The 25,221-nt window shown below is 72.5% G+C and carries 21 protein-coding genes; 9 read left to right on the plus strand and 12 right to left on the minus strand.

The window, feature by feature from the left end; genetic code table 11:
- Positions 1–362 precede the first annotated feature (362 nt).
- Positions 363–1,904, plus strand: coding sequence for a M1 family metallopeptidase (locus ACZ4VL_RS09490; protein WP_468197737.1), 1,542 nt, complete (start codon positions 363–365; stop codon positions 1,902–1,904).
- 50 nt (positions 1,905–1,954) lie between these two features.
- Here the strand turns inward: ACZ4VL_RS09490 and ACZ4VL_RS09495 are convergent, their stop codons facing one another.
- Positions 1,955–2,857: an oxygenase MpaB family protein gene (locus ACZ4VL_RS09495; protein WP_468197739.1), complete on the minus strand. Its 903-nt coding sequence runs from the start codon at positions 2,855–2,857 to the stop codon at positions 1,955–1,957.
- 128 nt (positions 2,858–2,985) lie between these two features.
- On the opposite strand from ACZ4VL_RS09495, the gene ACZ4VL_RS09500 reads away from it, so the two are divergent.
- Positions 2,986–4,089: an aminoglycoside phosphotransferase family protein gene (locus ACZ4VL_RS09500; RefSeq protein WP_468197741.1), complete on the plus strand. Its 1,104-nt coding sequence runs from the start codon at positions 2,986–2,988 to the stop codon at positions 4,087–4,089.
- Between the two features lie 98 nt (positions 4,090–4,187).
- Positions 4,188–5,183, plus strand: a complete 996-nt coding sequence (sph, locus tag ACZ4VL_RS09505) for a sphingomyelin phosphodiesterase (protein WP_468197743.1) — start codon at positions 4,188–4,190, stop codon at positions 5,181–5,183.
- A gap of 82 nt (positions 5,184–5,265) precedes the next feature.
- Here sph and ACZ4VL_RS09510 read toward each other — a convergent pair whose 3' ends face one another.
- The 3 genes from ACZ4VL_RS09510 to ACZ4VL_RS09520 all read right to left on the minus strand — a co-directional run bounded on the left by ACZ4VL_RS09510 (position 5,266) and on the right by ACZ4VL_RS09520 (position 7,299).
- A complete protein-coding gene (locus ACZ4VL_RS09510; protein WP_468197943.1) occupies positions 5,266–5,805 on the minus strand; it encodes a flavoprotein in 540 nt (179 codons plus the stop codon).
- Between the two features lie 76 nt (positions 5,806–5,881).
- On the minus strand, positions 5,882–6,412 hold the full coding sequence (locus ACZ4VL_RS09515) for a GNAT family N-acetyltransferase (RefSeq protein WP_468197745.1): 531 nt from the start codon (positions 6,410–6,412) through the stop codon (positions 5,882–5,884).
- Positions 6,397–7,299, minus strand: coding sequence for a hypothetical protein (locus tag ACZ4VL_RS09520; RefSeq protein ID WP_468197746.1), 903 nt, complete (start codon positions 7,297–7,299; stop codon positions 6,397–6,399). The genes ACZ4VL_RS09515 and ACZ4VL_RS09520 overlap by 16 nt, the downstream gene beginning before the upstream one ends.
- A 643-nt stretch (positions 7,300–7,942) precedes the next feature.
- Between ACZ4VL_RS09520 and ACZ4VL_RS09525 the strand changes: the two genes are divergently transcribed.
- Complete coding sequence (locus ACZ4VL_RS09525) at positions 7,943–8,275, plus strand: DUF6415 family natural product biosynthesis protein (protein WP_468197748.1); 333 nt, start codon at positions 7,943–7,945, stop codon at positions 8,273–8,275.
- Between the two features lie 61 nt (positions 8,276–8,336).
- Here the strand turns inward: ACZ4VL_RS09525 and ACZ4VL_RS09530 are convergent, their stop codons facing one another.
- Positions 8,337–10,190, minus strand: a complete 1,854-nt coding sequence (locus ACZ4VL_RS09530; protein WP_468197750.1) for an AMP-dependent synthetase/ligase — start codon at positions 10,188–10,190, stop codon at positions 8,337–8,339.
- Positions 10,191–10,290: 100 nt separating this feature from the next.
- On the opposite strand from ACZ4VL_RS09530, the gene ACZ4VL_RS09535 reads away from it, so the two are divergent.
- Both ACZ4VL_RS09535 and ACZ4VL_RS09540 read left to right on the plus strand, forming a co-directional pair.
- Positions 10,291–11,016, plus strand: a complete 726-nt coding sequence (locus ACZ4VL_RS09535) for a MerR family transcriptional regulator (RefSeq protein WP_468197752.1) — start codon at positions 10,291–10,293, stop codon at positions 11,014–11,016.
- Between the two features lie 66 nt (positions 11,017–11,082).
- Positions 11,083–11,736, plus strand: a complete 654-nt coding sequence (locus tag ACZ4VL_RS09540; RefSeq protein WP_468197754.1) for a maltokinase N-terminal cap-like domain-containing protein — start codon at positions 11,083–11,085, stop codon at positions 11,734–11,736.
- A 113-nt stretch (positions 11,737–11,849) separates the two neighbouring features.
- Here the strand turns inward: ACZ4VL_RS09540 and ACZ4VL_RS09545 are convergent, their stop codons facing one another.
- The 6 genes from ACZ4VL_RS09545 to ACZ4VL_RS09570 form a co-directional block, all read right to left on the minus strand.
- Positions 11,850–14,021: a 3-hydroxyacyl-CoA dehydrogenase NAD-binding domain-containing protein gene (locus ACZ4VL_RS09545; protein WP_468197757.1), complete on the minus strand. Its 2,172-nt coding sequence runs from the start codon at positions 14,019–14,021 to the stop codon at positions 11,850–11,852.
- A 55-nt stretch (positions 14,022–14,076) separates the two neighbouring features.
- A complete protein-coding gene (locus ACZ4VL_RS09550; RefSeq protein WP_468197759.1) occupies positions 14,077–15,291 on the minus strand; it encodes an acetyl-CoA C-acetyltransferase in 1,215 nt (404 codons plus the stop codon).
- A gap of 22 nt (positions 15,292–15,313) precedes the next feature.
- The gene (locus ACZ4VL_RS09555; protein ID WP_468197761.1) at positions 15,314–16,456 is read right to left on the minus strand and encodes an acyl-CoA dehydrogenase family protein; all 1,143 of its coding nucleotides are present in this window, start codon (positions 16,454–16,456) and stop codon (positions 15,314–15,316) included.
- A gap of 9 nt (positions 16,457–16,465) precedes the next feature.
- The gene (locus ACZ4VL_RS09560) at positions 16,466–17,494 is read right to left on the minus strand and encodes an LLM class F420-dependent oxidoreductase (protein ID WP_468197763.1); all 1,029 of its coding nucleotides are present in this window, start codon (positions 17,492–17,494) and stop codon (positions 16,466–16,468) included.
- Positions 17,494–18,735, minus strand: coding sequence for a CaiB/BaiF CoA transferase family protein (locus ACZ4VL_RS09565; protein ID WP_468197765.1), 1,242 nt, complete (start codon positions 18,733–18,735; stop codon positions 17,494–17,496). The genes ACZ4VL_RS09560 and ACZ4VL_RS09565 overlap by 1 nt, the downstream gene beginning before the upstream one ends.
- 93 nt (positions 18,736–18,828) lie before the next feature.
- Complete coding sequence (locus ACZ4VL_RS09570) at positions 18,829–19,227, minus strand: MmcQ/YjbR family DNA-binding protein (RefSeq protein ID WP_468197767.1); 399 nt, start codon at positions 19,225–19,227, stop codon at positions 18,829–18,831.
- Between the two features lie 212 nt (positions 19,228–19,439).
- Here ACZ4VL_RS09570 and ACZ4VL_RS09575 point away from each other — a divergent pair, with 212 nt between their 5' ends.
- From ACZ4VL_RS09575 to ACZ4VL_RS09585, 3 genes are all read left to right on the plus strand, one after another.
- Positions 19,440–21,113, plus strand: coding sequence for a hypothetical protein (locus ACZ4VL_RS09575; RefSeq protein WP_468197769.1), 1,674 nt, complete (start codon positions 19,440–19,442; stop codon positions 21,111–21,113).
- A gap of 178 nt (positions 21,114–21,291) precedes the next feature.
- Positions 21,292–22,995 (plus strand): PKD domain-containing protein, encoded by a 1,704-nt coding sequence (locus ACZ4VL_RS09580; protein ID WP_468197771.1) that lies wholly within the window; start codon positions 21,292–21,294, stop codon positions 22,993–22,995.
- 241 nt (positions 22,996–23,236) lie between these two features.
- Positions 23,237–24,445, plus strand: coding sequence for a saccharopine dehydrogenase family protein (locus tag ACZ4VL_RS09585; protein ID WP_468197773.1), 1,209 nt, complete (start codon positions 23,237–23,239; stop codon positions 24,443–24,445).
- A 92-nt stretch (positions 24,446–24,537) separates the two neighbouring features.
- Here ACZ4VL_RS09585 and ACZ4VL_RS09590 read toward each other — a convergent pair whose 3' ends face one another.
- Entirely contained in the window at positions 24,538–25,215 is a 678-nt protein-coding gene (locus ACZ4VL_RS09590) for an endonuclease V (RefSeq protein WP_468197776.1), read from the minus strand.
- Positions 25,216–25,221: the final 6 nt, after the last annotated feature.

The following is a 25,221-nucleotide window of genomic DNA, read 5'->3' on the forward strand; positions in this document are numbered from 1 at the left end:
CGCGGTGCGCCCGCCGCTCCTCCCGGGCCGCACCCGGAAGCGGCAGTTCAGCGTCTGATGGTCAGACAGGAACCGCAGGGTTTTCGCCAAAGCCGCCCGGAGATGCACCGAGGAGGATTCGGGACAAGCCGCCCGCCCCGTACGACGCACCCGGCACACCCGCCCACACCGCCACGGGCCTGAACGGCCCGGGGACACTGCGGATGCGCAGGCCGGGCCGGGTGCGGGGGTACGCCGTCCGAAGGGCCGTTTCCTTGCGACCGGATGGCGATCGTGTGACAGCAGGGGCCATGGACATGACGCGGCGGACCGGGCGTGAATACGGTCGGACAAAGCCACCCCCCTCACCACTTGGAGCCCTCGTGCACCGCAAAGTCATCGCCCCGAGCGTGCTCGCCGCGTCCCTGCTGCTGGTGATCCCGGCGTCGGCCGCGGGTTCCGCCGCGGGAGCGCCGGGTATCGGCGACCCCTACTACCCGGCCAGCGGCAACGGCGGGTACGACGTGTCCCACTACGACCTGCGCCTGCAGTACCAGCCGAAGACGGACCTGCTGGAGGGCACCGCCACGCTGCTGGCCACCGCCACCCAGGACCTGTCCCGCTTCAACCTCGACTTCGGGCTGAAGGTCAGCGAGGTCCGCGTCAACGGCGCGAAGGCGAAGTTCGCCACCTCCGGCGCGCACGAGCTGGAGGTCACCCCCGCCCAGGCGCTGCCGAAGGGCCGCCCGGCCACCGTCGTCGTCAAGTACGCGGGCAAGCCCTCGGAGTTCAAGGTCGACGGCTGGTCGGCCTGGCAGCGCACCCCGGACGGCGGGGTCGCGGCGCAGGAGCCGGACGCGGCCGCCTGGTGGTTCCCGAGCAACGACCACCCCCTGGACAAGGCCACCTTCGACATCTCGGTGAACGTCCCGGACGGCACGCAGGCCATCAGCAACGGCGTCCTGCAGTCGCAGAGTTCACGGCTCGGCTGGACCCGCTACAACTGGCGCTCCAACAAGCCGCAGGCCACCTATCTGGCCACCCTCGCCGTCGGCAAGTTCGACGTCACCACCGACAAGACGGCGAGCGGCCTGCCCGTCCTCAACGCCTACAGCAAGGACCTCGGCGACAACGCGGGCGCGGCGCGCGCCAGCGTGGAGCGGACCGCGGAGGTCGCCGAGTGGCTGGAGGGGGTCTTCGGTACCTACCCCTTCAACGCCCTGGGCGGCTACGTGCCCAACGTGCCGAGCGGCTTCGCGCTGGAGACCCAGACCCGCCCGTTCTACAGCCCGCGCCAGTTCGCGAACGGCTCCAACGTGTCGGTGGTGGTGCACGAGCTGGCCCACCAGTGGTACGGCGACAGCGTGTCCGTGGACGGCTGGAAGGACATCTGGATCAACGAGGGCTTCGCCCGCTACGCCCAGTGGCTGTGGTCGGAGAAGGAGGGCGAGGGCACCGCGCAGGAGCTGGCCGACTGGGCGTACGGGCTGCGCGCCGCGGACGACCCGTTCTGGCAGGTCAAGCCGGGCGACCCGGGCCCGGACAACCAGTTCCACGGGGCCGTGTACGACCGCGGCGCGATCGCCATCCAGGCGCTGCGCAACGAGGTCGGCGACGAGGCGTTCTTCGCGATCCTGAAGGGCTGGCCGACCGAGCGGGCCTACGGCAACGCCAAGGTCGGCGACTTCGTCCGGTATGCCGAGAAGGTGTCGAAGAAGCCGCTGGCCCAGCTGTTCGAGACCTGGCTGTACACGGCGGGCAAGCCGCAGTTCGCCCCGCCGGCCGGCGCGTCGAAGGACGCCCGCGCCCTGCGGGCGCCGGCCGCGGAGCGGGTGGAGCCGAAGTCCTGGAAGAAGATCGCCGCGACGGACTCGGTCCACGACCGCGACCACGGCAGCGAGCACGGCAGCGGCCACGGCCACTGACGCACCGCTCCCGAACCGGGTCCGTGCGGTCCTGTGCGCGCCGGCGTCCCTCAGCGGGCGCCGGCTCGCCACTCCGCCCGGGCCCGGCGGGCGAGGGGCAGGTACCGCAGCCGCTCCGGCAGCAGCGGTACCAGCAGCCGTACGGCCGTGCTGAACCGCCGCAGCCTGCGCTCCTGGGCGGCGGACCACTCCAGCCCGATCGCGGCGCGGGCGTCGGGCGGCATGTACCCGACGGTGACGAAGGCCCGGAACCGCAGGAAGGCCGCCCGCAGCACCGGCCAGAAGAGCGGCAGGAGCAGCCGCACGGGCAGCGGGCCGCCGGTGGGCCGCGGCAGGGGCACGTCGGTGGCGACGAGTTCCCGGGCCACCTTGGTCGGTTCGATCTCCTCCGCCAGCATCCGGCGGTAGTAGGGCCAGTACTCCTCGATGGTCGGGGGCATGTCCCGGTCGTGCAGACCCAGGATCCGCCCGACCTGGAGCCATTCGCGGTACAGCTGCCGCTCCTGCGCCGGGGTGAAGCGGCGCAGCAGGTAGCGCCCGGCGTACAGGTAGATCGGGAAGCCGGTGGCGTGGACCCACGCGTAGCAGGCGGGGTCGAGGGAGTGGTAGCGCCGGCCCCGGGTGTCGACGCCCTGGATCTCCTTGTGCAGGCGGCGCACCCGGCGGCCCTCCTCGGCGGCCTGCTCCCCGCCGTACACCCACAGCTGGACGGAGCGCAGCGAGCGTTCGCCGCGCCCCCAGGGGTCGGTGCGGAAGACCGAGTGCTCGTCGACGCCGGCGCCGATGGCGGGGTGGGCGACCTGCATGGTGAAGGCCGCGGGCAGCATCAGCAGGGCCCGGACGTCCCCGGAGATGGTCCACAGCACCCCTCCGGGGGCCGGCGGCCGCGGGTCGGGCCGGCGGGTGCCGGCCGGGCGCGGGCTCGGTGCGGCGGGCTGCTGTGCGGCGGTCATGCGCGTCCCCCTGGTTCGGTGCTCCGTACGTCCAGTATGGCCAAGGGGCCGTCCGTTTCCCCAGGTAGGCGGCCCGTCGGCGAAAACCCGGTGTGAGGGGAGCCGTCCGCGGTGGTGTCATGGGGCGCATGCGGGACGACATGGCGGCAGTGGTGGACCGGGGCGGCTATCCGCAGGCGGTGACGCCCTGGGACGGGCAGCCCTGGCGGGCGGCGGTGTCCGCCTGGGTGGAGCGGGAGCTCGCCGCCCGCGGGCTGCGCGCGACGGGCCGGCGCGAGGTGCGGCTGCGGCCGTGGTCGGTCCTGGTGCGCCTGTCCGTCGAGGGCGCGACGGGAGCATCGGGCCCCGAGCAGGACCACCGGAACCCCCGGATGCCCGAATCCCCCGGAACCAGCGGATCCGCCGCCGCCCCCGTGTGGTTCAAGGCCGGCCCGCCGGCCGGTGCGTTAGAGGCCGGGCTGGCCGGCGCCCTGGCCCGCTGGGTGCCCGAGCACGTGCTCGCGCCGCTCGCGGTCGCCGCGGACCGCGGCTGGGTCCTGCTGCCCGACGGCGGTCCCCTGTTCCGGGACGTGCTGGACCGCGGCCCCGCCGGACCGGGGGCCTGGGAGGAACCGCTGCGCCGGTACGCGGCCCTGCAGCGGACCGTGACGCCGTACGCGTCGCAGATCGAGGCGCTGGGCGTGCCGTCCGCGCGCACGACCGCCCTGCCGGAGGTGTTCGACCGGCTCGTCGGGGAGAACACCGCGCTGGAGCCCGCGCAGCGGGCCTCGCTGCACGCGCTGCGGCCGCGGCTCGCCGACTGGTGCGCCGAGCTCGCGGGCCTCGGCATCGCCGACACGCTCGACCACTCCGATCTGCACGAGGGCCAGCTGTTCGCCCCGGAGCCGGGCCGGTTCACCTTCTTCGACTGGGGCGACGCGGCCGTGTCGCACCCGTTCTGCAGCCTGCTGGTCCCGGCCCGGGCGGCTCGCGCCCGGTACGGGGCCGGGGTGCTGCCCCGGCTCCGGGACGCCTACCTGGAGCCGTGGACGGGCGACGGGGCCACGGCCGGGGAGCTGCGGCGCGCAGTGTCCCTGGCCTGGCGGCTGGGTGCGATCGGCCGCGCCGCGTCGTGGGGCCGCGTCTTCCCCGAGGCGGCCGGAACGAGCGCGGCGAACAGCACAAACAGCGCGAACGGCCACTCCGACACCGCCCGTTGGCTCCTGGAACTGCTCGCCGAGCCCGCACTGTAAGGACGACGTCAGAAAGTCGTGTCACGGCTGTTACCCGGAGGTAACCGCGGCTGCTTGGATGACGGAGTCCCTCTCCCCCACGGATGCCTGGAGAGTTCATGCCTCCCGTCCAGCACGGCCGTCGCCGCCGCGCCGCCCTCGCCGTCGCCGCCGCGGTCGCCGCCGGCGCGCTGACCGCCGCCACCGCTCCGGCCGCCGGCGCCGCCGAGAACGCCGCGGCCGACCCCCGGCTGAGCGTCCTCACGTACAACGTGTTCCTGATGAGCAAGAACCTGTACCCGAACTGGGGCCAGGACCACCGGGCCGCGCAGATACCGCGGGCCCCCTTCTTCCAGGGCCACGACGTGGTCGTGCTCCAGGAGGCCTTCGACAACGGCGCCTCGGACGCGCTGAAGGCCAACTCGGCGGCGCAGTACCCGTACCAGACCCCGGTCGTCGGCCGCAGCAAGACCGGCTGGGACGCGACGGGCGGCGCCTACTCCACCACCACCCCGGAGGACGGCGGCGTCACGATCCTGAGCAGGTGGCCGATCGTCCGCAAGGAGCAGGTCGTCTACAAGGACGCCTGCGGCGCCGACTGGTGGTCCAACAAGGGCTTCGCCTACGTGGTGCTGAACGTCAACGGCACGAAGGTGCACGTGGTCGGCACGCACGCGCAGTCCACCGACCCGGGGTGCGGCGCGGGCGAGGCGGCGCAGATGCGCGCCCGTCAGTTCCAGGCGATCGACGCCTTCCTGGACGGCAAGAACATCCCGGCGAACGAGCAGGTCGTCGTCGCCGGCGACATGAACGTCGACTCGCGCACCCCCGAGTACGCGTCCATGCTCGCCAACGCCGACCTGGCGGGCTCCGACGCGCGCACGGGACACCCGCACTCCTTCGACACGGCCCTGAACTCGATCGCGAACTACCGCTACCCCACGGACCCGCGCGAGGACCTGGACTACGTCCTGTACCGCAAGGGCAACGCCCGCCCGGCCGGCTGGGAGAACAACGTGGTCAAGGAGGAGACGGCCCCCTGGACGGTCTCCAGCTGGGGCACGTCCTACACGTACACCAACCTCTCCGACCACTACCCGGTGATCGGCCGCTAACGGCCCGCGCACCCGATACCGCCGGTTGCGGCACCGCCCCCTCTCCGGCCTGCAGGCCACGGGAGGGGGCGCTTCCGTGCGTTCAGGCCTCGCGCACCGACACCACGACGTCCACGGTGTCCAGGGCCGGCCCCCACGGGTACGGCTTCTTCTCACCCGACTGGTTCGGCACGAACCCGCCCTCGCCGTACAGCACCCCGACGCCGGCCGACCGGAGCGTTTCCAGCGACAGCGGGAACTGGGGGAGCTGCGCATACGCGGCATTCACGCACGGCATGACGGCCATCGGGATGCCCTTGCCGATGCCCTCCGCCACGACCCCGACGACCCACGTATCGGTGGTCCCCAGCGCCCACCGGTTGACGGTGTTCATGGTCGCGGGGGCGAACAGCACGGCGTCCGCGGGTGGCCACACGTCCGGCTCTCCGGGCCGCTTGTACCGCGTGCGCACCGGATGCCCGGTCAGAGCGGCCAACCCCGGGAGACTGTCCTCCAGCCAGTCCGCGGCCGTCGGGGTCAGACCCAGGCAGACGTCCCAGCCGCGACGCTGCGCGTCTTCCACCACCCCGGCGATCTCGAAAACGGGCGGGGCGGCCGAGCAGAGCAGGTACAAGGTCCTCATCGTCATGACTCCCGAGCCTCTGCAATCGCCTCCAACTCCCAAGGAGGGGTCATTGCGCCGTGGGGAAACTGGGACGTCACTGGCTGATGAGACTCTTCATCATCACCGCGTACACCGGTGAATCCGCGAACGGCTGGTTCTCCCCGATCTTCCGGTAGCCCCAGTCCTCGTACATCGCCCGGAGCCGGGGCCGCTTCGTGTCCACGGTGAGGACCGCCCAGGCTTCCGGCCGCCCGCTGATCAGCGCATCGTGCAGGCGCGGCCCCAGCCCGGTCTTCCGCCACTTCGGTCGCACCATCAGCTCGGAGACGGAGAACGTGGCCGTCGGCTCCGGCGGGGCGTCGAGGTGCCCTCGCCACCACTCCCTCCCCGGGGTGGCCGGGGCGCCGTAGGAGAATCCGACCGGTCTGTCCTCCTCCCAGGCGATGACGCAGGAGAAGCCGGGGTTTCCGCCCCAGTGGTCCACGAACCAGGGGAAGCGCTGGACGAACTCCTCGTGCCGGCGGTCCGCGTACGCGTCCTCGTGCACGTCCAAGAGGGTCTGGCGGATATCACCGAGGTCGTCGTGGCGGTAGCGCTTCATGTCGATGGTCACGCGGTGCTCCATTCGGTGCGGTATCGGTCAGCCCACTCCCTGGCCACCCGGGCAGAGGGGGCGACGGTGAACAAGGCCCGGTGAAAATCTCCGACCATGGTCCGCAGACGGCCGGGAAGGGGGGCGCCTGCCATCAGCTCGAATGCTTCGCCGGTCGTTGCGCACGCCTGATCGACTTCGCCTTGGTGCAGCTGGGCGGACGCAAGGCGGACCATGGTCGTCGACCGGTTCCGTCGCAGCTCCTTGGGCAGGGAGGCCAGGGCTCGGTGGGAAGCGGCCTCGGCATTCGCGTGCTTGCCGAGGAGCTGGTGGACGATCGCAGTGAGCGCTGCAAGTTCCGCAGGCCCGTAGAAGCAGATCCACGAGGGCCGCGGTGCCGTCAAATCCCCTCTTGCGAGTGCGGTTTCCGCGTGGCCCAGGGAGCGCAGCGCGGGGTGGCGGTCCCCGCGCGAGGCGTGACCGATAGCGGTCCGGGCATGGGCGAGGGAGGAAAACAAGGGATCGCGCGCTGCGGTGGTGCTCTGGGCGGCCTGCGAGGCGGCGATGGCCTCGCCGTACTCGTGCCGCTGGTGTGCAAGCATCGCCGTCGCATTCCACACCCGCAGCTGCGCCACAGGGTCCTGGGCCATGCCTGCCATGCGCAGGGCCTCGTTGAGGTGTACCCGGGCTCGGTCCAGCTGCCGGGCGTCGATGCACGACCACGCCGCCGTCGACGTGTAGTGCGCGGCCACCGACAGCAGACGCTGACGTACGGTCTGCGATACGGCGTTCTGCTGCAACCGGACCGCTTCGGCCGCTCCCACAAGCGCAGTTTTCTCCAGTGCGACATGTCCTCCGCGGGATTGGTCGAGAGCGGTCAGCGCCGCCATCCCTTCCCGCAGCCGGAGTACGTCCGACATCCCCGCCGCCCTGCCGCTCGCGACTCCCGGGACGGAGGCGACCAGTGCGCCGACAGTGGCGGTGAAGAGGGAGCGGCGGAGCATGGGGTCCTCCGGTGGTGTGGCGGAAGCACTCGGTACGAACCCTAGATCCGTGCTCGGGCATCCGAACACCCGCTCAAGTGCGGCCCGCGTACGCCCGATCGGTCGTCGAGTGGCGCCACTGAGCAGGTTCCGCACCGGTGCGTGCGGAGACGTCGCCTGGGCGGCCGGTGATCTCCAGCAGCGCGGCGTTCATCTGACCTGCCAACTCGTCTTGCGTGAGCCCCAGATCAGCCATCCGCGCCCGTAAGACAGCGTTCCCCGTCATGACACCGAACGTAATCGCATCCTCACTTTCCGAGCCAGAAGAGTCTTAAAGCGCACGCAAAGTCTTCCGGCCGCCAGCGACGCCAACGTCGGCAACCGTTCCTGGTTCATCACGGCCGCCGGGCGTTGACTGTCCACGTCCGGCCGAGCAAACGACGGCTCCGGCCGATTCCCCCTCACACAGCGGGCCTGACTGCCGCCGATGCGGCCCGCTGCCTCTCGGAGAGGAACACCCACCGTGCCGGGCGAGGAAATCAGGTTCCGCCACCAGCGGACGACGGCAGAAAGTACTGGAATGAGCATGCCGCAGGATCATGTGGAGGCGGCCGCCCTGGTCGCCCGGGTGCTCGTCCCGTACGGGGAACGGCCCGGACCGGAGGGCGTCGCGGCGCTCATCGACGACCTGATCACCTGCGGGCAGGAGCTCCACGTCGCCCTGTGCGGGACACCCTCGACGCAGCGCCCCGCCGGGGCGTTCGAGACCCTCGCCGAATGGGAGTACTTCGTGGCGGTCGGCCCGCTGGGGTCCGGCCCCCACGCGAGCTGGAACCACGCCCGCGGCCTCGCCAGGATCATCCGGCAGCTGATGCGCGCACTGGTGCACGCGGCCGGGGCGAGCGCGTCATGATCCGGCGCGCACGTGGCCCCCGGCCGTCGCGGGACGGGGCCGGGGGCCGGTCCGGGTCGGGTTACGGGGCCTCGTGCGGTTCTGCGTACAGGCCCTCGATCAGGTCCGCGTACTTCTCCCGGACCACCCTGCGGCGCAGCTTCAGCGAGGGCGTCAACTCCCCCGACTCCGGGCCCCATTCCGCGGTCAGCAGCCGGTAGCGCTTGATCTGCTCGGTGCGGTTGAGCCGGGCGTTGGCCGCCTCGACCGCGCGGGCGACCTCCTCGCGGACCGCCGGGTGGCGGGCGAGTTCGGCCAGGGCGCCGGAGCCGGAGGTGGCCCCGATGCCGCGGGCCGCGGCCCAGGCCGGAGCCAGCTCCGCGTCCAGCACGAGCAGGGCGACGAGGTAGGAGCGGCCGTCGCCGTGCACCATGGCCTGGCCGATCAGCGGGTGCTCCTTGACGGTGTTCTCCACCAGGGCGGGCGAGACGTTCTTGCCGGTCGAGGTGACGATGAGTTCCTTCTTGCGGTCCGTCAGCCACAGGTAGCCGTCCTCGTCGAGCCGGCCCACGTCCCCGGTGGGGAACCAGCCGTCGGCGTCGTGCGCGGCCTCCAGCGAGCCGTCGGGCCGCAGGTAGCCGCCGAAGACGGTCTCCCCGCGGGCGAGGATCTCCCCGTCCTCGGCCAGCCGCAGCTCCAGGCCGTCGATCGGGCGGCCGACGGAGCCGAGCCGGAAGCCGTCGGGGCTGTTGACCGTGCACACGCCCGAGGTCTCGGTCAGCCCCCACGCGTCCATGATGGTGATGCCCCAGCCGGCCCAGAAGCGGACCACGTCGATCGGCATCGGCGCGGTGGCGCTGGCCGTCCACACCAGCCGGTCCAGCCCGGCCAGCCCGAGCAGCGGGTCCAGGACCTGCTCCTTGGCCCGGGCGTACGAGGCTTCGAGCGCGGCCGGGACCGCCTCGCCGCGCTCGCGGTGCCCGGCCCGGGAGCGGGCGAGGCCGTTGGCGGCCTCGATGGCCTCGCGCTGCCGGACCGGCAGCTGCGCGAGCACCGCCCGCACGGACGCGGCGAGCTTCTCCCACACCCGGGGCACCCCGAAGAACTGCACCGGGTGCAGTTCGCGGACGGCCGGCGCCACGGCCGCCGGGTCGGCGACCATCCGCACGTGCGCCGCCCGCAGCAGCGGCAGGTAGATCCCGAGGATGCGCTCCGCGATGTGCGCGAACGGCAGGTAGCAGATGTGCTCGGCGTGCTCGGGCAGTGCGACGCGCCGGTCCAGGCGCACGGCTTGGAGCAGGATGTTGCGGTGCGTCAGCCGGACGCCCTTGGGGTCCCCGGTGGTGCCCGAGGTGTAGACGACGGTCAGCGGGTCCCCGGGCCGGGCCTCCCGCCAGGCCTTCTCGAACGCTTCGGCGCGGTGCAGCCGGGCCCCGCTCGCGTACAGGGAGGCGTACGTGCCGTGCCCGGCGGCGTCCGCGGCCTCGGCGACGACCAGCCGCTCCAGCGGGACCGAGGGGTCGGCGAGCAGCGGCTCCCAGCGGGCGAGCTCGCGGGCGCCCTCGACCAGGGCGAGGCGGGCCCGGCTGTGGCGGGCGATGTGGGCGATCTGCCCGGGCGCGGAGGTCCCGTACACGGTGACCGGGACGGCGCCGAGGTGGACGAGGGCGAGGTCGCTGAGCCAGTGCTCGGGCCGGTTGCCCATCATGATCAGGACGTGGTCGCCGCGCTCCACGCCGAGGCCGGCGTACCCGGCGGCGAGGACGGCGACCCTGCGCCGGACCTCGGCCCAGCCGAGGGTGGTCCAGTCGGAGGAGCCGGGGGCGGTGCGCCACGAGAGGGCGGGGAGGTCGCCGTACTCGGCGGCGTTGCGGGCCAGCAGGGCGGGGAGGGTGAGCTCTTCGGGGCGTCCGGGCAGTCGCAGTTTCGTGGTCATGGGCAGCTCCTGGCCGTTTCACATCGTTGGTGCGACAGCAATACTGTTGAACCGCGGTACTGGAACGGGACGTGCTGAGCAGAGAGCGGGGCGAGAGACCATGACCACCCGGGCACCCGAGCCCACGCTCACCGTCGACGAGCTCGCCTCCCGGGCGGGGGTCACCGTCCGCACCGTACGGTTCTACAGCACGCGCGGCCTTTTGCCCCCTCCCGTGATCGGACCCCGTCGCGTGGGGCACTACGGGCCGGAGCACCTCTCGCGGCTGGCGCTGATCGAGGAGCTCCAGCACCAGGGCATGACCCTGTCCGCCATCGAGCGCTACCTCGACGCCCTGCCCGACGACCTGAACGCGCACGACCTGGCCATCCACCGGGCGCTGGTGGCGACCTGGGCGCCGGACTCGGCCGAGGAGGTGTCCCGGGAGGAGTTGGAGAAGCGGGCCGGGCGGCCGCTGCCGGAAGAGGACCTGCACCGCCTCGCGGCGATGGACGTGATCGCGGCGAGCAGCGGGGGGTTCCGGGTGGACCCGGCGCTGCTGCGGCTCGGGGTGGCGCTGCTCGACGTGCCGATCTCCCACGCGACGATCCTCGCGGCGCGCCGGGTGATGCTGGAGCACGCCCGGGCGACGGCGCAGGAGCTGACCCGCCTCTTCCGGGACGACGTGTGGGGGCCGTTCACCGAGGGCGAGGACGACCCGGAGCGGGTGGAGTCCATGAAGGCGCTGTCGGCGCACATGCAGCCGATGGTGGTGCAGGCCCTCGTCACCGCGTTCCAGCGGTCGCTGAAGGAGGAGTTGCGGGCGGCCTTCGCCACGGGCGACTGACCCAGCCCCGCACGGATCACTGCACGGATCGACCAACTTCACTGCGGGGGAGGTAGGTTCGGCCGCATGTCCTTGATCCACAGAACGACGATGGCCCCCACCAAGCTGGAGCTCCTCGCCTCGTGGCTCCCCGAGCAGCCCTGGTACACGGCCACGGGGGGCGCCCCGGAGCCGGTGAAGATCGGCGGGTTCCGCCTCGACGACCCGCAGGGCGAGGTGGGCATCGAATTCATGGTCGTGGCCGACGCCTCCGCCGAGCCGCCGGTCGCCTACCACGTGCCGATGAGCTACCGGGGCGCCCCGCTCGCCGGCGCCGAGGCGGGCCTGCTGGGCACGTCGGAGCACGGCGTGCTCGGCACGCGCTGGCTGTACGACGCCACCCACGACCCGGTGGCGGTGGAGCGGCTGCTCGCCCTGCTGCGGGGCGGGGCCGAACCGCAGGCGCAGAGCGTCTCCGACACCCCCGACCCCACGGTCGTCGTGGAGAACGCGGCCGCAGCACTGCCGGACCCGGGCCCGCGGGCGGCCCTGCGGCCCGCGCACGGGCCGCAGGGCACCGAGGTCCGGGTGGCCGGGCTGCCCGCCGCCCTGTCCGTGACGCGTGTCCTGCGGCCGGGCACGGCGCCGGACGGCGCGGCCGCCGTGGTCACCGGCTGGACCCTGCCCGACGGGACCGCGCAGCGCGGGGTGTTCGCCGCCCTGCCCGGCACCACGGCCTGACCCGACGCTCCGGGGGGGCGGGCCGGCCGGTCCCGACGCACCGGGGCCGGCGGGTCCGGGGCCGGTCCGTACGAGGCCGGTCCGTCTCGGCGGACCGGCCCCGCACGGCCTGCTCAGTCGGCGTACGTCTCGCCGCGCTCGGCCTTGGCGACCAGCGAGGCGGGCGGCGTGAACCGCTCGCCGTACTGGGCGGCCAGCTCCCGGGCGCGGGCGACGAACCCGGGCAGGCCGCCCTCGTACCCGTTGACGTACTGGATGACGCCGCCGGTCCAGGCGGGGAAGCCGATGCCCATGATGGAGCCGATGTTGGCGTCGGCGATCGAGGTCAGCACGCCCTCGTCGAGGCAGCGCACGGTGTCCAGGGCCTCCGAGAAGAGCATCCGCTCCTTCATGTCCTCGAAGGGGATCTCCGCGTCCGGCTTGGCGAAGTGCTCCCGCAGCCCCGGCCAGATCCGGACCCGCTTGCCCGCCTCGTCGTACTCGTAGAAGCCGGCGCCGCCACTGCGCCCGGGGCGACCGAAGTCGTCGACCATCCGGTCGATGACCACGTCCGCCGGGTGCGGGGTCCACGAGCGGCCCTCCGCCTCGGCGGCCTTGCGGCTCTCGTTGCGGATCTTGCGCGGGAGGGTGAGGGTGAGCTCGTCCATCAGGGAGAGCACCTTGGCCGGGTAGCCGGCCTGGGCCGCGGCCTGCTCGACGGAGGCGGGCTCGATGCCCTCGCCGACCATCGCGACGCCCTCGTTGATGAACTGGCCGATGACCCGCGAGGTGAAGAAGCCGCGGGAGTCGTTCACCACGATCGGGGTCTTGTTGATCTGCCGGACCAGGTCGAAGGCGCGGGCGATGGCCTCCTCGCCGGTGCGCTCCCCCTTGATGATCTCCACGAGGGGCATCTTGTCGACGGGCGAGAAGAAGTGCAGCCCGATGAAGTCGCCCGGCCGGTCCACGCCCTCGGCCAGCCCGGTGATGGGCAGGGTGGAGGTGTTGGAGCACAGCAGCGCGTCGGGGGCGACGACGTCCTGGATCTCCTGGAACACCCGGTGCTTGAGGCCGGTGTCCTCGAAGACCGCCTCGATCACGGCGTCACAGCCCGCCAGGTCGGCGGCGACGGCGGTCGGGGTGATCCGGGCCAGCAGCTCGGCCCGCTTGGCCTCGGTGGTGCGGCCCTTGGCGAGCGCCTTGTCGAGCAGCTTCTCCGAGTACGCCTTGCCCTTCGCCGCCGCCTCCGCGGTGACGTCCTTGAGGACCACCTCGATGCCGGCGCGGGCGCAGGAGTACGCGATGCCCGCGCCCATCATCCCGGCGCCGAGGACGGCGACCTTGCGGACCGGGCGCGGCTCGAAGCCCTTCGGGCGGCTGCGGCCCGCGTTGACGGCCTGGAGGTCGAAGAAGAACGCCTGGATCATGTTCTTGGCGGTCTGGCCGGTCACCAGCTCGGTGAAGTAGCGGGCCTCGATGGTCAGTGCCGTCTCGAAGTCCACCTGGGCGCCCTCGACGGCGCAGGCCATGATGTTGCGCGGGGCCGGGTACGGGGCCCCGTTCAGCTGCTTCTTGAGGTTCGCGGGGAACGCCGGGAGGTTGGCGGCGAACCGCGGGTTCGACGGCGTACCGCCGGGGATCTTGTAGCCGGGGACGTCCCAGGGCTGCTGCGACTCGGGGTGGGCGTCGATGAAGGCATGCGCCTTGGCGAGCATCTCCTCGGGCGTGGCGGCCAGTTCGTGGACGAGGCCGTTGTCGAGGGCGCGCTGCGGGGTGTACTGGGTGCCCTGGAGCAGGACCTTCAGCAGGGCGTCGGTGATGCCCATGAGGCGGACGGTACGGGTGACGCCGCCGCCGGCGGGGAGCAGGCCGAGGGTGACCTCGGGCAGGCCGATCTTCGAGCCGGGCGCGTCGAGGGCGATCCGGTGGTGGGAGGCGAGGCAGATCTCGTAACCGCCGCCGAGGGCCGCCCCGTTGATGGCGGCGACGACGGGCTTGCCGAGGGTCTCGATGCGGCGCAGCGAGCGCTTGATCTCGGTGCCGGTGTCGAAGGCCAGCTGGGCGTCCTCGGGGCGCAGCCGGATCATGTCCTTGAGGTCGCCGCCGGCGAAGAAGGTCTTCTTGGCGGAGGTGTAGATGATGCCGCGGATGGAGTCCTTCTCGGCCTCGGCGCGGTCCGCGATGGCCGCGATGGAGTCCTTGAAGGCCTGGTTCATCGTGTTGGCGGACTGGTCGGGGTCGTCGAGGACGAGGGTGACGATGCCGTTCTCGTCCTGCTCCCAGCGGATCGTGGTGGACTCGCTCATGTTCGCTACTTCCGTGTCAGCCGTGTCGGAGGGGATCAGGGGGTGCAGGACGGTGTCAGAGGCGCTCGACGACGGTCGCGATGCCCATGCCGCCGCCGACGCAGAGGGTGACGAGGCCGTAGCGCTTGTCCTGGCGCTCCAGTTCGTCGATGACGGTGCCGAGGATCATCGCGCCGGTGGCGCCGAGCGGGTGGCCGAGGGCGATGGCGCCGCCGTTGACGTTGACCTTGTCGAGGGAGACGCCCATGTCCTTGACGAAGCGCAGGACGACGCCGGCGAAGGCCTCGTTGATCTCGATGAGGTCGATGTCGTCGATGGTCAGGCCGGCCTTGGCGAGGGCCTTGCGGGTCGCCGGGGCGGGGCCGGTCAGCATGATGGTGGGCTCGGAGCCGGAGACGGCCGCGGAGACGATCCGGGCGCGCGGGGTGAGGCCGGCGCGCTCGCCTGCCTCGCGGGAGCCGATCGCGACGAGCGAGGCGCCGTCGACGATGCCGGAGGAGTTGCCCGCGTGGTGGACGTGGTCGATCTTCTCGACCCAGTGGTACTTCTGCAGGGCGACGGCGTCGAAGCCGCCGAGCTCGCCGATGTCCGCGAAGGACGGCTTGAGCTTGGCAAGGGTGTCCGCGGTGGTGCCCGGGCGGATGAACTCGTCGTGGTCGAGGACGACGAGGCCGTTGCGGTCGGTGACCGGGACGAGGGACCGGGCGAAGCGGCCCTCCTTCACGGCGTGGGCGGCGCGCTCCTGGGACAGGGCCGCGTACTCGTCGACGTCGCGGCGGGAGAAGCCCTCGATGGTGGCGATCAGGTCGGCGCCGATGCCCTGGGGGACGAAGTTGACGTCCCAGTTCGTCATCGGGTCGTTGAACCAGGCACCGCCGTCCGAGGCCATCGGGACCCGGGACATCGACTCCACGCCGCCCGCGAGGACCAGGTCCTCCCAGCCGGAGCGGACCTTGGCCGCGGCCATGTTGACGGCTTCCAGGCCGGAGGCGCAGAAGCGGTTCTCCTGTACACCGGCCACGGTGTCCGGCAGTCCCGCGGCGACGGCCGCGACGCGGGCGATGTCGGAGCCCTGGTCGCCGACCGGGCCGACGACGCCGAGGACGATGTCGTCGATGGCGGCGGGGTCCAGCCCGGGGTTGCGCTCGCGCAGGGCGTGGATGAGGCCGACGACCAGGTCGATCGGCTTGGTGCCGTGCAGGGAGCCGCTGGCCTTGCCGCGGCCGCGCGGCGTGCGGATCGCGTCGTACACGTACGCTTCGGTGCTCACTGGTCAAGCCTTTCGAGGGAGGTTAGCCGAGCAGGGAACGACCGATGATCTCCTTCATGATCTCGGTCGTGCCGCCGTAGATGGTCTGGATGCGGCCGTCGGTGAACGCCCGCGCGACCCGGTATTCGGTCATGTAGCCGTAGCCGCCGTGGAGTTGCAGACAGCGGTCGGCGACCCGCTTCTGGAGTTCGGTCGCCCACCACTTCGCCATGGAGGCGTGGACCTGGTCGAGTTCGCCCGCGGAGTGGTCGCCGATGCAGCGGTCCACGAAGGTGCGGGTGACCGCGCACTCGGTGGCCATCTCCGCTATCTCGAAGCGGACGTGCTGGAGCTTGGCCAGCGGCCGCCCGAAGGCCTCGCGTTCCTTGACGTACCCGGTGGTGGTCTCCAGCAGGTGCTCGGCGCCGGCGATGGCGGCCATCGCGATGGCCAGCCGCTCCTGCGCGAGGTGGTTCATCAGGTGGACGAAGCCGCCGCCCAGCTCGCCGAGCAGGTTCTCCTTGGGGACGCGTACGTCGTTGAAGAACAGCTCGGCGGTGTCCTGCGCCTTCTGGCCGATCTTGTCGAGGTTGCGGCCGCGTTCGAAGCCCTCCGCGCCGCGTTCGACGACGAGCAGCGACAGCCCGTGCGCCCCGCCCTCCGGGGTGGTCCTGGCGACCACGATCACGAGGTCGGCGAGGATGCCGTTGGAGATGAAGGTCTTGGAGCCGTTGAGCAGCCAGTGGTCGCCGCGGTCCTCGGCGCTGGTGCGGATGCCCTGGAGGTCGGAGCCGGCGCCCGGCTCGGTCATCGCGATCGCGGTGACCGTCTCGCCCGAGCAGAACCCGGGCAGCCAGCGGCGCTTCTGCTCCTCGGTGGCCAGGTTGGTCAGGTAGGGGCCGATGATGTCGTTGTGCAGGCCGATGGCCAGGCCCGGGGTGCCGGCCCGGGTGAACTCCTCGGCGATCACGGCGGCGTAGCGGAAGTCGGTGTTCCCGCCGCCGCCGTACTCCTCTGGGACGGCGAGGCCCAGCAGCCCCTGCCGGCCCGCGGCCCGCCAGACCTCGCGGCTGACGATGCCGTCCTTCTCCCACTGCTCGTAGTGCGGCAGCACCTCCTTGGCCAGGAAGGTGCGGACGGTCTCGCGGAACGCCTCGTGGTCGGCGTCGAAGATGCGGCGTTGCATCGGATCCCCCTACTGGAGCCAGCTCTTGACGGTTTCGATCAGCCGGGCGGGCTCGGGGCCCACGGGCGTGACGTTGAGCATGGTGACCCCGGCCTCGCGGAAGGCCTCCACCCGCTCGCGTACGTAGCCCGCGGGCCCGCACAGCGTCATGAGCTCGCAGAACTCGTCCGGCACGGCGGCCGCGGCGTCGCGCTTGCGGCCGGCGAGGTAGAGCTCCTGGATCTTCCGGGCCTCCTCCTCGTAGCCGTAGGCGACGGCGAGGTCGTTGTAGAAGTTCTTGCCGACCGCGCCCATCCCGCCGACGTACAGCGCGATCTGCGGGCGCGCGAGGTCCCGTACGGCTGCGGCGTCCTCGCCGATGGCGAGCAGGCCGCCCGCGACGGTCTGCAGCGGGCCGAGCGCGGGGTCGCGCCGGGCGGCGCCCTCGGCGAGCGGGCCGCCCCACACGGCGCGGGCCTTCTCCGGGATGAACAGGGTGGGCAGCCAGCCGTCGGCGATCTCGGCGGTCATCCGGACGTTGGCCGGGCCCAGCGAGGCGATGTAGACGGGGACGGAGGGGCGCACGGGCCGGGTGAGGATCCTCAGCGGTTTGCCGTGCCGGCCGCCCTTCTCCTGCGGCAGCGGCATGTCGGTGATGCCGTGGTGGTCGATGGTCTCGCGGCGCCAGATCCGGCGGCACAGCTCGACGGTCTCCCGGGTCCGGCCGAGCGGCCGGTCGTACGGCTTCCCGTGCCAGCCCTCGACGACCTGCGGGCCGGAGGCGCCCAGGCCCAGCAGGGCGCGGCCGCCGGAGAGGGCGTCCAGGCCGGCGGCCGTCTGGGCGATGAGGGCGGGGGTGCGGGAGTAGACGTTGACGATCGCCGAGCCGATCTTCATGCGCTCGGTGCGGGCCGCGAGGTAGCCCATGATCGTCGGGGAGTCGAAGCCCCAGGCCTCGGCGACCCAGACCGCGTCGAGGCCGGCCGACTCCAGCGCGGCGGCCTCGTCGGCGGCCCGGCGCGGATCACCGGCGTAGTCGAGCAGCATCGAGAGTTCCATCAGGCGTCCCCGCCCCTTTCGGTCAGTCCCGGCACGTCCCAGTCGCGGGCCACGGACGCGGTGTCGGCGCCCGGCTGCGCGGGGCCGCCGGCCGGCGCGGCGGGCGTCGCGGAGAACCGCGGCGCGGGGGCGGGCTGGATGATCCCGCCGACGTCGGTGAAGGTGCCGCGGGCGGCGAGGTGCGGGTGGTGCGGGGCCTCCCGCAGCGACAGGACGGGGGCCACGCAGGCGTCCGTCCCCTCGAAGACCGCCGTCCACTCCTCGCGCGTACGGGATGTGAAGCGCGCGGCGACGGCCTCGCGGAGCTCGCCCCAGCGGGCCGGGTCCTTGCGGGCGGAGGCGAGGCCGTCGAGGCCGAGCAGCTCGCTGAACCGGTCGTAGAACTGCTGCTCCAGGGCGCCGACCGCCATGTGGCCGCCGTCGGCGGTCTCGTAGGTGCCGTAGAAGGGGCAGCCGCCGTCGAGGAGGTTGGCGCCGCGCCGGTCCTGCCAGCCGCCGGCCGCCATCATCCCGTGGATCATGGCCGTGAGGTGGGCGGTGCCGTCGACGATCGCCGCGTCCACGACCTGGCCGGTGCCGTCCGGGGTGCGGGCGTGCTGGAGGGCGGCGAGGACGCCGATGACGAGGTAGAGGGAGCCGCCCGCATAGTCCCCGAGGAGGTTCGCGGGCACGGCCGGGGGCTGGTCCGGGGCGCCGATCATGCCGAGGGCGCCGGTGACGGCGATGTAGGCGATGTCGTGCCCGGCGGCGTGCGCGAGCGGGCCGTCCTGCCCCCAGCCGGTCATCCGGCCGTACACGAGCCCCGGGTTGCGGGCGAGGCAGTCGTCCGGGCCGACGCCGAGCCGCTCGGCGACCCCCGGGCGCATGCCCTCGATGAGGACGTCGGCCCGCTCGACCAGGTCCAGGACCCGGGCGGGGCCCTGCGGGGACTTCAGGTCGACGAGGACGGAGCGCTTGTTGCGGTTGGTGACGTCGTACGCGGGGTCGATCGCCAGGCCGGGGCCACCGGGGCGGTCCACCCGTACGACGTCGGCCCCGAGGTCGGCGAGGAGCATGGCGGCGAACGGGCCGGGGCCGATGCCAGCCAGCTCGACGACGCGCACACCGGAGAGCGGGCCGCGGGGGCCGCGCCCGTGGAGCCGCCGGCCCTGGCCGTCCCGGTGAGCGTCGTGCCCGTGCCCGGGGCCCTGCCCGCGCCCGTACTCGTGCCCGTGCTCGTGCCCGGCACCTGTCACTGCCATCGAGCCCCCAGCGTCCTGGTGTGCGAGTGTGACACAACTGATGTAACACCAGCGATGCTAGGAACGTGCCCCACTCAGCACAAGAGCAAGCGCTTAGCCGTTTGCCGCGATCCGCTCGTCCAGCTCCTTGATGTGCCGCTTCAGGGCCACGGTCCGGTAGCTCTCCTCCACCCATTCGCACAACACCTGCAGGGAGGGCGCCCCCTCCTCCTCCAGCGGCACCGACACCCAGCCGGACCGGCCCAGGCCGTAGCCGGTCGGCTGCGCCCCGGGGGCGGACAGGGCGTGGCCGTGCAGCGCCTCGTCCTTCAGCTTGACGGAGAGGCCGAGCGGCTGCGGGCCGTCGGTGCTGCCCAGGAAGACGAAGATCTTCTTGTTGACCTTCATGACGCAGTCCTCGGGGCCCCACGGGAACTCCTCCGCCACCTCGGGAAGCCCAAGCGCAAACTCCCGCACCGCCTCCCACTTGCGCAGCGCAGCCTTCACCCGCATCTCCCTTCACCAGCGCCCGCCCGCACCCGCGCGGGCGGACCCACGCTCACGCTAGCCCCGCCCACCGCCACCGGGCGGGCAACCGGACCGCACTGCTCCGGCAATTGCCCCTCCGGCCTGCACAAACTCGTGTCCCGGATGTCGGCGGAGCTATGTACTCTGAGCGGGCTTCAGCCTTGATCAAGGGCTCAACAACTTTTTTGGGGGGCTCGGTGTCCTACCGCCGAATCGCAGCATCCGCCGCCGTCCTCGCGGCCGGCGTCTCTCTCGCCACTCTCGCCCCGGGCGCGGCGCAGGCCGCCGGCCCGGCCGCGGGCAAGCCGAAGCCGCACGGTGTCACCGTGCCGGACACGGCGAAGAACGTGAAGCCCGAGACCACCACGTTCAACAGCCCGGCGAATCGTTCCGTCAAGCAGGCCCCCGCCGCCGGCAAGGGCGCCGCCCCCGCCACGGCCGAGACCGCCGCGACGGACATCGAGGTGGGCCTGCAGGCCTTCACCACCAGCGCGCACGGCATGGAACTGGACACCGTCACCACCGGCACCACCAACCCTGTGTCGATCAGCGTCGACTGGGGCGACGGCGGCGCCAGCAACGAGTCCGGCACCGGCGGCCAGACCACCACCTCGGCCCACCAGTACGGCAAGCCCGGCGGGTACACGGTCAAGGTCACCGTGACGGACCAGGTCACCCAGGCCACCGCCGTCAACCAGGTCGCCGTCTGGACCCGCGGATCGCACTACACCCCGTACGGCCCGACCCGCCTCCTCGACACCCGCAACGGCACCGGCACCGCACAGGGCAAGACCCCCGCGTACGGCGTGACGCGACTGAAGATCGCCGGCAACGGCGGCATCCCCGAGGGCGTGACCTCGGTCGCCCTCAACGTCACCGTCACCAACGCCACCAGCGGCGGCCACGTCACCGCCTACGCCGACGGCTCCGAGCGGCCCACCACGTCCAACGTGAACTTCGCCCCCGGCCAGACCGTCCCCAACCTGGTCATCGTCCCCGTCGGCAAGAACGGCTACGTGGACCTCTACAACGGCGGCTGGGAGTCGGTCGACCTCATCGCCGACGTCACCGGCTACTTCACCAAGTCCGCCTCCAGCGGCTACACCCCGCTGACGCCGCAGCGCCTCGTCGACACCCGCAACGGCACCGGCACCGCCCGGGGCCAGGTCAAGGGGTACGGCACCTTCACCACGCAGGTCGCCGGCACGGGCTGGGTCGCCCCCGGCGCCACGGCCGTGGCGCTGAACGTCACCGTCACCAACCCGAAGAGCGACGGCCACCTCACCGTCTACCCTAGCGGGCAGCAGGCGCCGACCGCGTCGAACCTGAACTTCACCACGGGCCAGACCGTCGCCAACTCGGTCATCGTCCCCGTCGGCCCCGACGGCAGGATCACCGTCCGCAACGGCGCCTGGAACCCGACCGACGTCATCGTCGACGTCGTCGGCTACTACAGCCCGGACAGCGCGAACGCGTACGTCCCGGTCAAGCCCTCGCGCCTGCTCGACACCCGCGACGGCTCGCAGTGGAAGTGGGGCCCGCTGGAGGGCCGCGGCTACATCTACATGCCGCTCGCCGACGGCCTCCCCCACACCAAGGGCTTCGTCCTGAACTCCACGGTGACCAACACCAAGGACAGCGGCTACCTCGCCGTCACCCCGGACCCGAACTCGCTGAGCGACTACGACCACGGCAGCGACGTCTGGCCGCCCACCCCCACCTCGTCCACCCTGAACTGGACCTGGAACAAGACCGTCCCGAACCTCGTCCAGGCCGCGAGCGGCCCGTCCGGGATCATCGACTTCTGGAACCAGAGCGACGGCAACATCGACCTCGTCGTCGACATTTTCGGCGTGTATCAGGACAACTGATCCGAACGGCGAAACCCCGCCACAACGCCCCGGAAACGGCTGGTCAGGCCGCTTTCCGGGGCGTTTTCCATGGGGTCCGGGAGCAAAGGTGGGGGTCGGTGAATGGCTGAAAATCGCCTCTGTAGTCTGAGCGCGTTTCCAGCCCTGACCGAGGGCTACCTGATCATTGGGGGGCTCGGTGTCCTACCGCCGACTCGCAGCGTCCGCCGCCGTCCTCGCAGCGGGCATCTCGTTCCTTCCCGGCACCGCCGCCCAGGCCACCGGCCCGGCCACCGACGGCGGCGCCAAGGGCCTCACCACGCCCGACCTGGTCCCGGCCGACGCCGTGAAGAAGACCAAGTTCAGCAGCCCCGCCGCCGAGTCCACCCGGCAGACCCCGCCGGCGGCCAAGAACCGGCTCTCCGCCCCGCAGCCGACCGCCCCGGGCGCCGGCGCCATGACGGCCGAGACCGGCGCGGTCGACTTCCAGGTGGGCGTCGACGCGTACACCACGAGCGCCCACGGCCTCGCCCTCGACACCTGGGTCCAGAACCTCGCCACCAGCGCCTCCGTCTCCATCGCCTGGGGCGACGGCGCCACCACCAACGCCGCCTACGACGGCAGCGGCCAGCCCGTGGCCAGCGAGCACACCTACGCGGAGCTCGGCACGTACACCGTCAAGGTCACCGTGACGGACTCCGCCACGGCCACCGCGGTCACCAACGAGGTCCAGGTCACCACCGAGGGCTCCGACTACACCCCGTACGGCCCGACCCGCCTGCTCGACACCCGCAACGGCACGGGCGCGGCGAAGACCAAGGTCGCCCCGTACACCTCCGCCAAGGTGAAGATCGCCGGCAACGGCGGCATCCCGGCGGGCGTGACCGCGGTGGTCCTCAACGTCACCGTCACCAACACCACCAGCGGCGGCCACGTCACCGCCTTCGCCGACGGCGACGACCGCCCCACCACGTCCAACGTGAACTTCGCCCCCGGCCAGACCGTCCCCAACCTGGTCATCGTCCCGGTCGGCGCGAACGGCTACGTCAACCTGTACAACGGCGGCTGGGAGTCGGTCGACCTCATCGCCGACGTCACCGGCTACTTCACCCAGTCCGCGTCCAGCGGCTACACCCCCCTCGCGCCGGAACGTTTCGTCGACACCCGCAACGGCACCGGCACCGCCAAGGGCCAGGTCGCCGGATACGGCTCCTTCAACGTCCAGATCGCCGGCAAGGGCAAGGTCCCGGCCTCCGGCGTGAAGGCCGTCGCCCTCAACGTCACCGTCACCAACCCCAAGAGCGACGGCCACCTGACGGTCTACCCGAGCGGCCAGTCCGCCCCGACCGCCTCGAACGTGAACTTCACCGCCGGCCAGACCATCGCCAACTCGGTCATCGTCCCCGTCGGCCCCGACGGCAAGATCGTCGTCCGCAACGGCGGCTGGAACCCGGCCGACGTCATCGTCGACGTCGTCGGCTACTACAGCCCCGCCAGCGCCGGCGCCTACCTGCCGTTCCAGCCGGAGCGCCTGCTCGACACCCGCGACAACGCCACCTGGGGCGAGGGCCCGCTCGGCGGCCGCGGCTACGTCTACCTGCCGCTCGCGGCGGGCGAGCCCGGCATCACCGGTTTCGTACTGAACTCCACGGTGACCAACACCAAGGACAACGGCTACCTCGCCGTCTCCCCGGACCCCAACACCATCGACGCGTACATCGACGACACGGCCACCTGGCCGGCCGCCCCCACCTCCTCCACCCTCAACTGGACGGTGGGCAAGACGGTCCCGAACCTCGTCCAGGCCAGCACCGGCGCCAACGGCATCGTCGACTTCTGGAACCAGAGCGACGGCAACATCGACCTCATCGTCGACGTGTTCGGCCTGTACCAGGACAACTGACCCCGTGGTCGGTTGACCCTGCGGTCGATCCGCCAGGTGTGGTCGATCCGCCATGCGTGGCCGATCCGTCTCTGCGGTCGATCCCGTCTCTGCGGTCGGTGCGTCTGTGCGGTCGATCCGTCTCCGCACGCGTGCAGCGCAGCGCCCCGTCAGCGGCCTCCGGGCCACTGGCGGGGCGCTGATCGCCGTACACGCGCCGCACGCTAGCCTCGGCCACCAATACGAGCTGGGAGGAGCCGTGATGGACGAAGAGGTTGGGCGGAGCGGACAGGGGCGCGGGGACCGGGCCCACGACATCGTGCTCTTCGGAGCGACCGGGTTCGTCGGGTCGCTCACCGCCGAGTACCTCGCCCGGCACGCCCCCGCCGGCTGCCGGTGGGCCCTCGCGGGCCGCGACCCCGGCAAGCTGGAACGGCTGCGCGAACGGCTCGCCGCCCAGCACCCCGGCTGCGCCGACGTGCCGCTGCTGCAGGCGGACGCCTCCGACCCGGCGGCCGTGCGCGAGCTGGCGGCCTCCACCCGTGTCCTCGCCACGACCGTCGGACCGTACGTCCTGTACGGCAAGGAGCTGGTCGGCGCGTGCGCCGAGGAGGGCACCGACTACGTCGACCTCACCGGCGAGCCGGAGTTCGTGGACCGCATGTACGTCGAGCACGACGCCCGCGCCCGGGAGACCGGGGCGCGCCTGGTGCACGCCTGCGGCTTCGACTGCATCCCGGCCGACCTCGGCACCTACTTCACGGTGCAGCAGCTTCCGGAGGACGCCGCGCTGCGGGTCGACGGGTTCGTGCGGTCCAACGCCTTCTTCTCCGGCGGCACCCTGGCCTCCGCCCTCACCGCGATGGGCCGCGGCCCTCAGGCCCTGGCCGCGGCCCGCGCCCGCCGGCTGCACGAGCCCCGGCTGCCCGGGCGGCGCGTCCGGGGGCCGCTGGGCGCACCGCGGTTCAGCCGGGAGACCGGCACCTGGGCGATGCCCCTGCCCTCCCTGGACCCGCAGGTCGTGAGCCGGTCGGCGGCCGCGCTGGAGCGGTACGGGCCCGACTTCCGCTACCGGCACTACGCCTCGGTCAAGCACCTCCCCGTCGCCGTCGGCGCCACCGTGGCGGTCGGCGCGACCGCGGCCCTGGCCCAGCTGCCGCCGGCCCGCCGCTGGCTGATGGGCCGCTGGGAGCCGGGCCAGGGCCCCGACGCCGAGCGGCGGGCCCGCAGCTGGTTCACCCTCCGCTTCGTCGGCGAGGGCGGCGGCCGCCGCGTGTTCACCGAGGTGTCGGGCGGCGACCCGGGCTACGGCGAGACCGCCAAGATGCTGGCCGAATCAGCGCTGTGCCTCGCGTACGACGCCCTGCCGCAGCGCGCGGGCCAGCTCACCACGGCGGTGGCGATGGGCGACGCCCTGCTGGAACGGCTACAGAAGACGGGGATCCGGTTCCGGGTGGCATCGGTGGACTGACCCCGGTGGCGGGGCTCGGGGCTGCTCCGGGGTCAGGAGGGAGGCTCCGGGATCAGGAGGAAGGCCCCGGGGGCAGGAGGAAGGCTCCGGGGTCAGGAGGCTGCGCGCAGGGCCCGGCGGCACAGGGAGTCGGCGTGCCGGGTGGTTTCCGGGATCCGGAACCGGGGGCTCAGCGCGAGGGCGTGGGCGCAGGCGTTGTCGAGTGAGATCCGGTGGCCGACGGACACGTACACCGGCTTGATCCCGTCCTGGGTGCGCAGGGCGCGCCCCACGACGGCCCCGTCGGCGGCGAGCAGCGCGGCGGCGTCCCCGCGCCGGGCACCGGGCTCCTCGTAGGTGAAGGTGAACGGGTTCTTCGCCACCCCCATGCTCGGCAGCCCGGTGACCACCCCGAGGTGGCAGGCCAGACCGAACCCGCGGGGGTGGGCGAGGCCGTAGCCGTCGCACACGACGAGGTCCGGGGCGGCGGTCAGGGCGTCGAGGGCGGCCAGGACGGTGGGCAGCTCCCGGAAGGCGAGCAGCCCGGGGACGTACGGGAAGCTCACGTGCCCCACCGCCGTCCGCTCCTCGACGACCTCCAGGGTGGCGGCGTCGAGGACCACGGCCGCGGCGGCGACCAGGTCCTGCTCGTCGTCGTACGCGACGTCGACCCCGGCGACGAGCCCTCGTCCGGGGAGCGGACCGGGCTCGTCGAGCACGACCAGATTGCGCAGTTCGTCTTGTATCGCCCGGGCCTCGGCCTCGTCGGCGGGGGTCTTCACACTCGTCATGATGGT

It is taken from the genome of Streptomyces sp. NPDC029014 (genome assembly GCF_055564695.1).

Bases quoted from the DNA above. Each gene is read 5' to 3' on its own strand.
- ACZ4VL_RS09495 (WP_468197739.1), bottom strand. From the start codon at position 2,857: ATGACCGCCGCACAGCAGCCCGCCGCACCGAGCCCGCGCCCGGCCGGC.
- ACZ4VL_RS09500 (WP_468197741.1), top strand. From the start codon at position 2,986: ATGCGGGACGACATGGCGGCAGTGGTGGACCGGGGCGGCTATCCGCAG.
- sph (WP_468197743.1), top strand. From the start codon at position 4,188: ATGCCTCCCGTCCAGCACGGCCGTCGCCGCCGCGCCGCCCTCGCCGTC.
- ACZ4VL_RS09510 (WP_468197943.1), bottom strand. From the start codon at position 5,805: ATGAGGACCTTGTACCTGCTCTGCTCGGCCGCCCCGCCCGTTTTCGAG.
- ACZ4VL_RS09515 (WP_468197745.1), bottom strand. From the start codon at position 6,412: ATGGAGCACCGCGTGACCATCGACATGAAGCGCTACCGCCACGACGAC.
- ACZ4VL_RS09520 (WP_468197746.1), bottom strand. From the start codon at position 7,299: ATGTCGGACGTACTCCGGCTGCGGGAAGGGATGGCGGCGCTGACCGCT.
- ACZ4VL_RS09525 (WP_468197748.1), top strand. From the start codon at position 7,943: ATGAGCATGCCGCAGGATCATGTGGAGGCGGCCGCCCTGGTCGCCCGG.
- ACZ4VL_RS09530 (WP_468197750.1), bottom strand. From the start codon at position 10,190: ATGACCACGAAACTGCGACTGCCCGGACGCCCCGAAGAGCTCACCCTC.
- ACZ4VL_RS09535 (WP_468197752.1), top strand. From the start codon at position 10,291: ATGACCACCCGGGCACCCGAGCCCACGCTCACCGTCGACGAGCTCGCC.
- ACZ4VL_RS09540 (WP_468197754.1), top strand. From the start codon at position 11,083: ATGTCCTTGATCCACAGAACGACGATGGCCCCCACCAAGCTGGAGCTC.
- ACZ4VL_RS09545 (WP_468197757.1), bottom strand. From the start codon at position 14,021: ATGAGCGAGTCCACCACGATCCGCTGGGAGCAGGACGAGAACGGCATC.
- ACZ4VL_RS09555 (WP_468197761.1), bottom strand. From the start codon at position 16,456: ATGCAACGCCGCATCTTCGACGCCGACCACGAGGCGTTCCGCGAGACC.
- ACZ4VL_RS09560 (WP_468197763.1), bottom strand. From the start codon at position 17,494: ATGGAACTCTCGATGCTGCTCGACTACGCCGGTGATCCGCGCCGGGCC.
- ACZ4VL_RS09565 (WP_468197765.1), bottom strand. From the start codon at position 18,735: ATGGCAGTGACAGGTGCCGGGCACGAGCACGGGCACGAGTACGGGCGC.
- ACZ4VL_RS09570 (WP_468197767.1), bottom strand. From the start codon at position 19,227: ATGCGGGTGAAGGCTGCGCTGCGCAAGTGGGAGGCGGTGCGGGAGTTT.
- ACZ4VL_RS09585 (WP_468197773.1), top strand. From the start codon at position 23,237: ATGGACGAAGAGGTTGGGCGGAGCGGACAGGGGCGCGGGGACCGGGCC.
- ACZ4VL_RS09590 (WP_468197776.1), bottom strand. From the start codon at position 25,215: ATGACGAGTGTGAAGACCCCCGCCGACGAGGCCGAGGCCCGGGCGATA.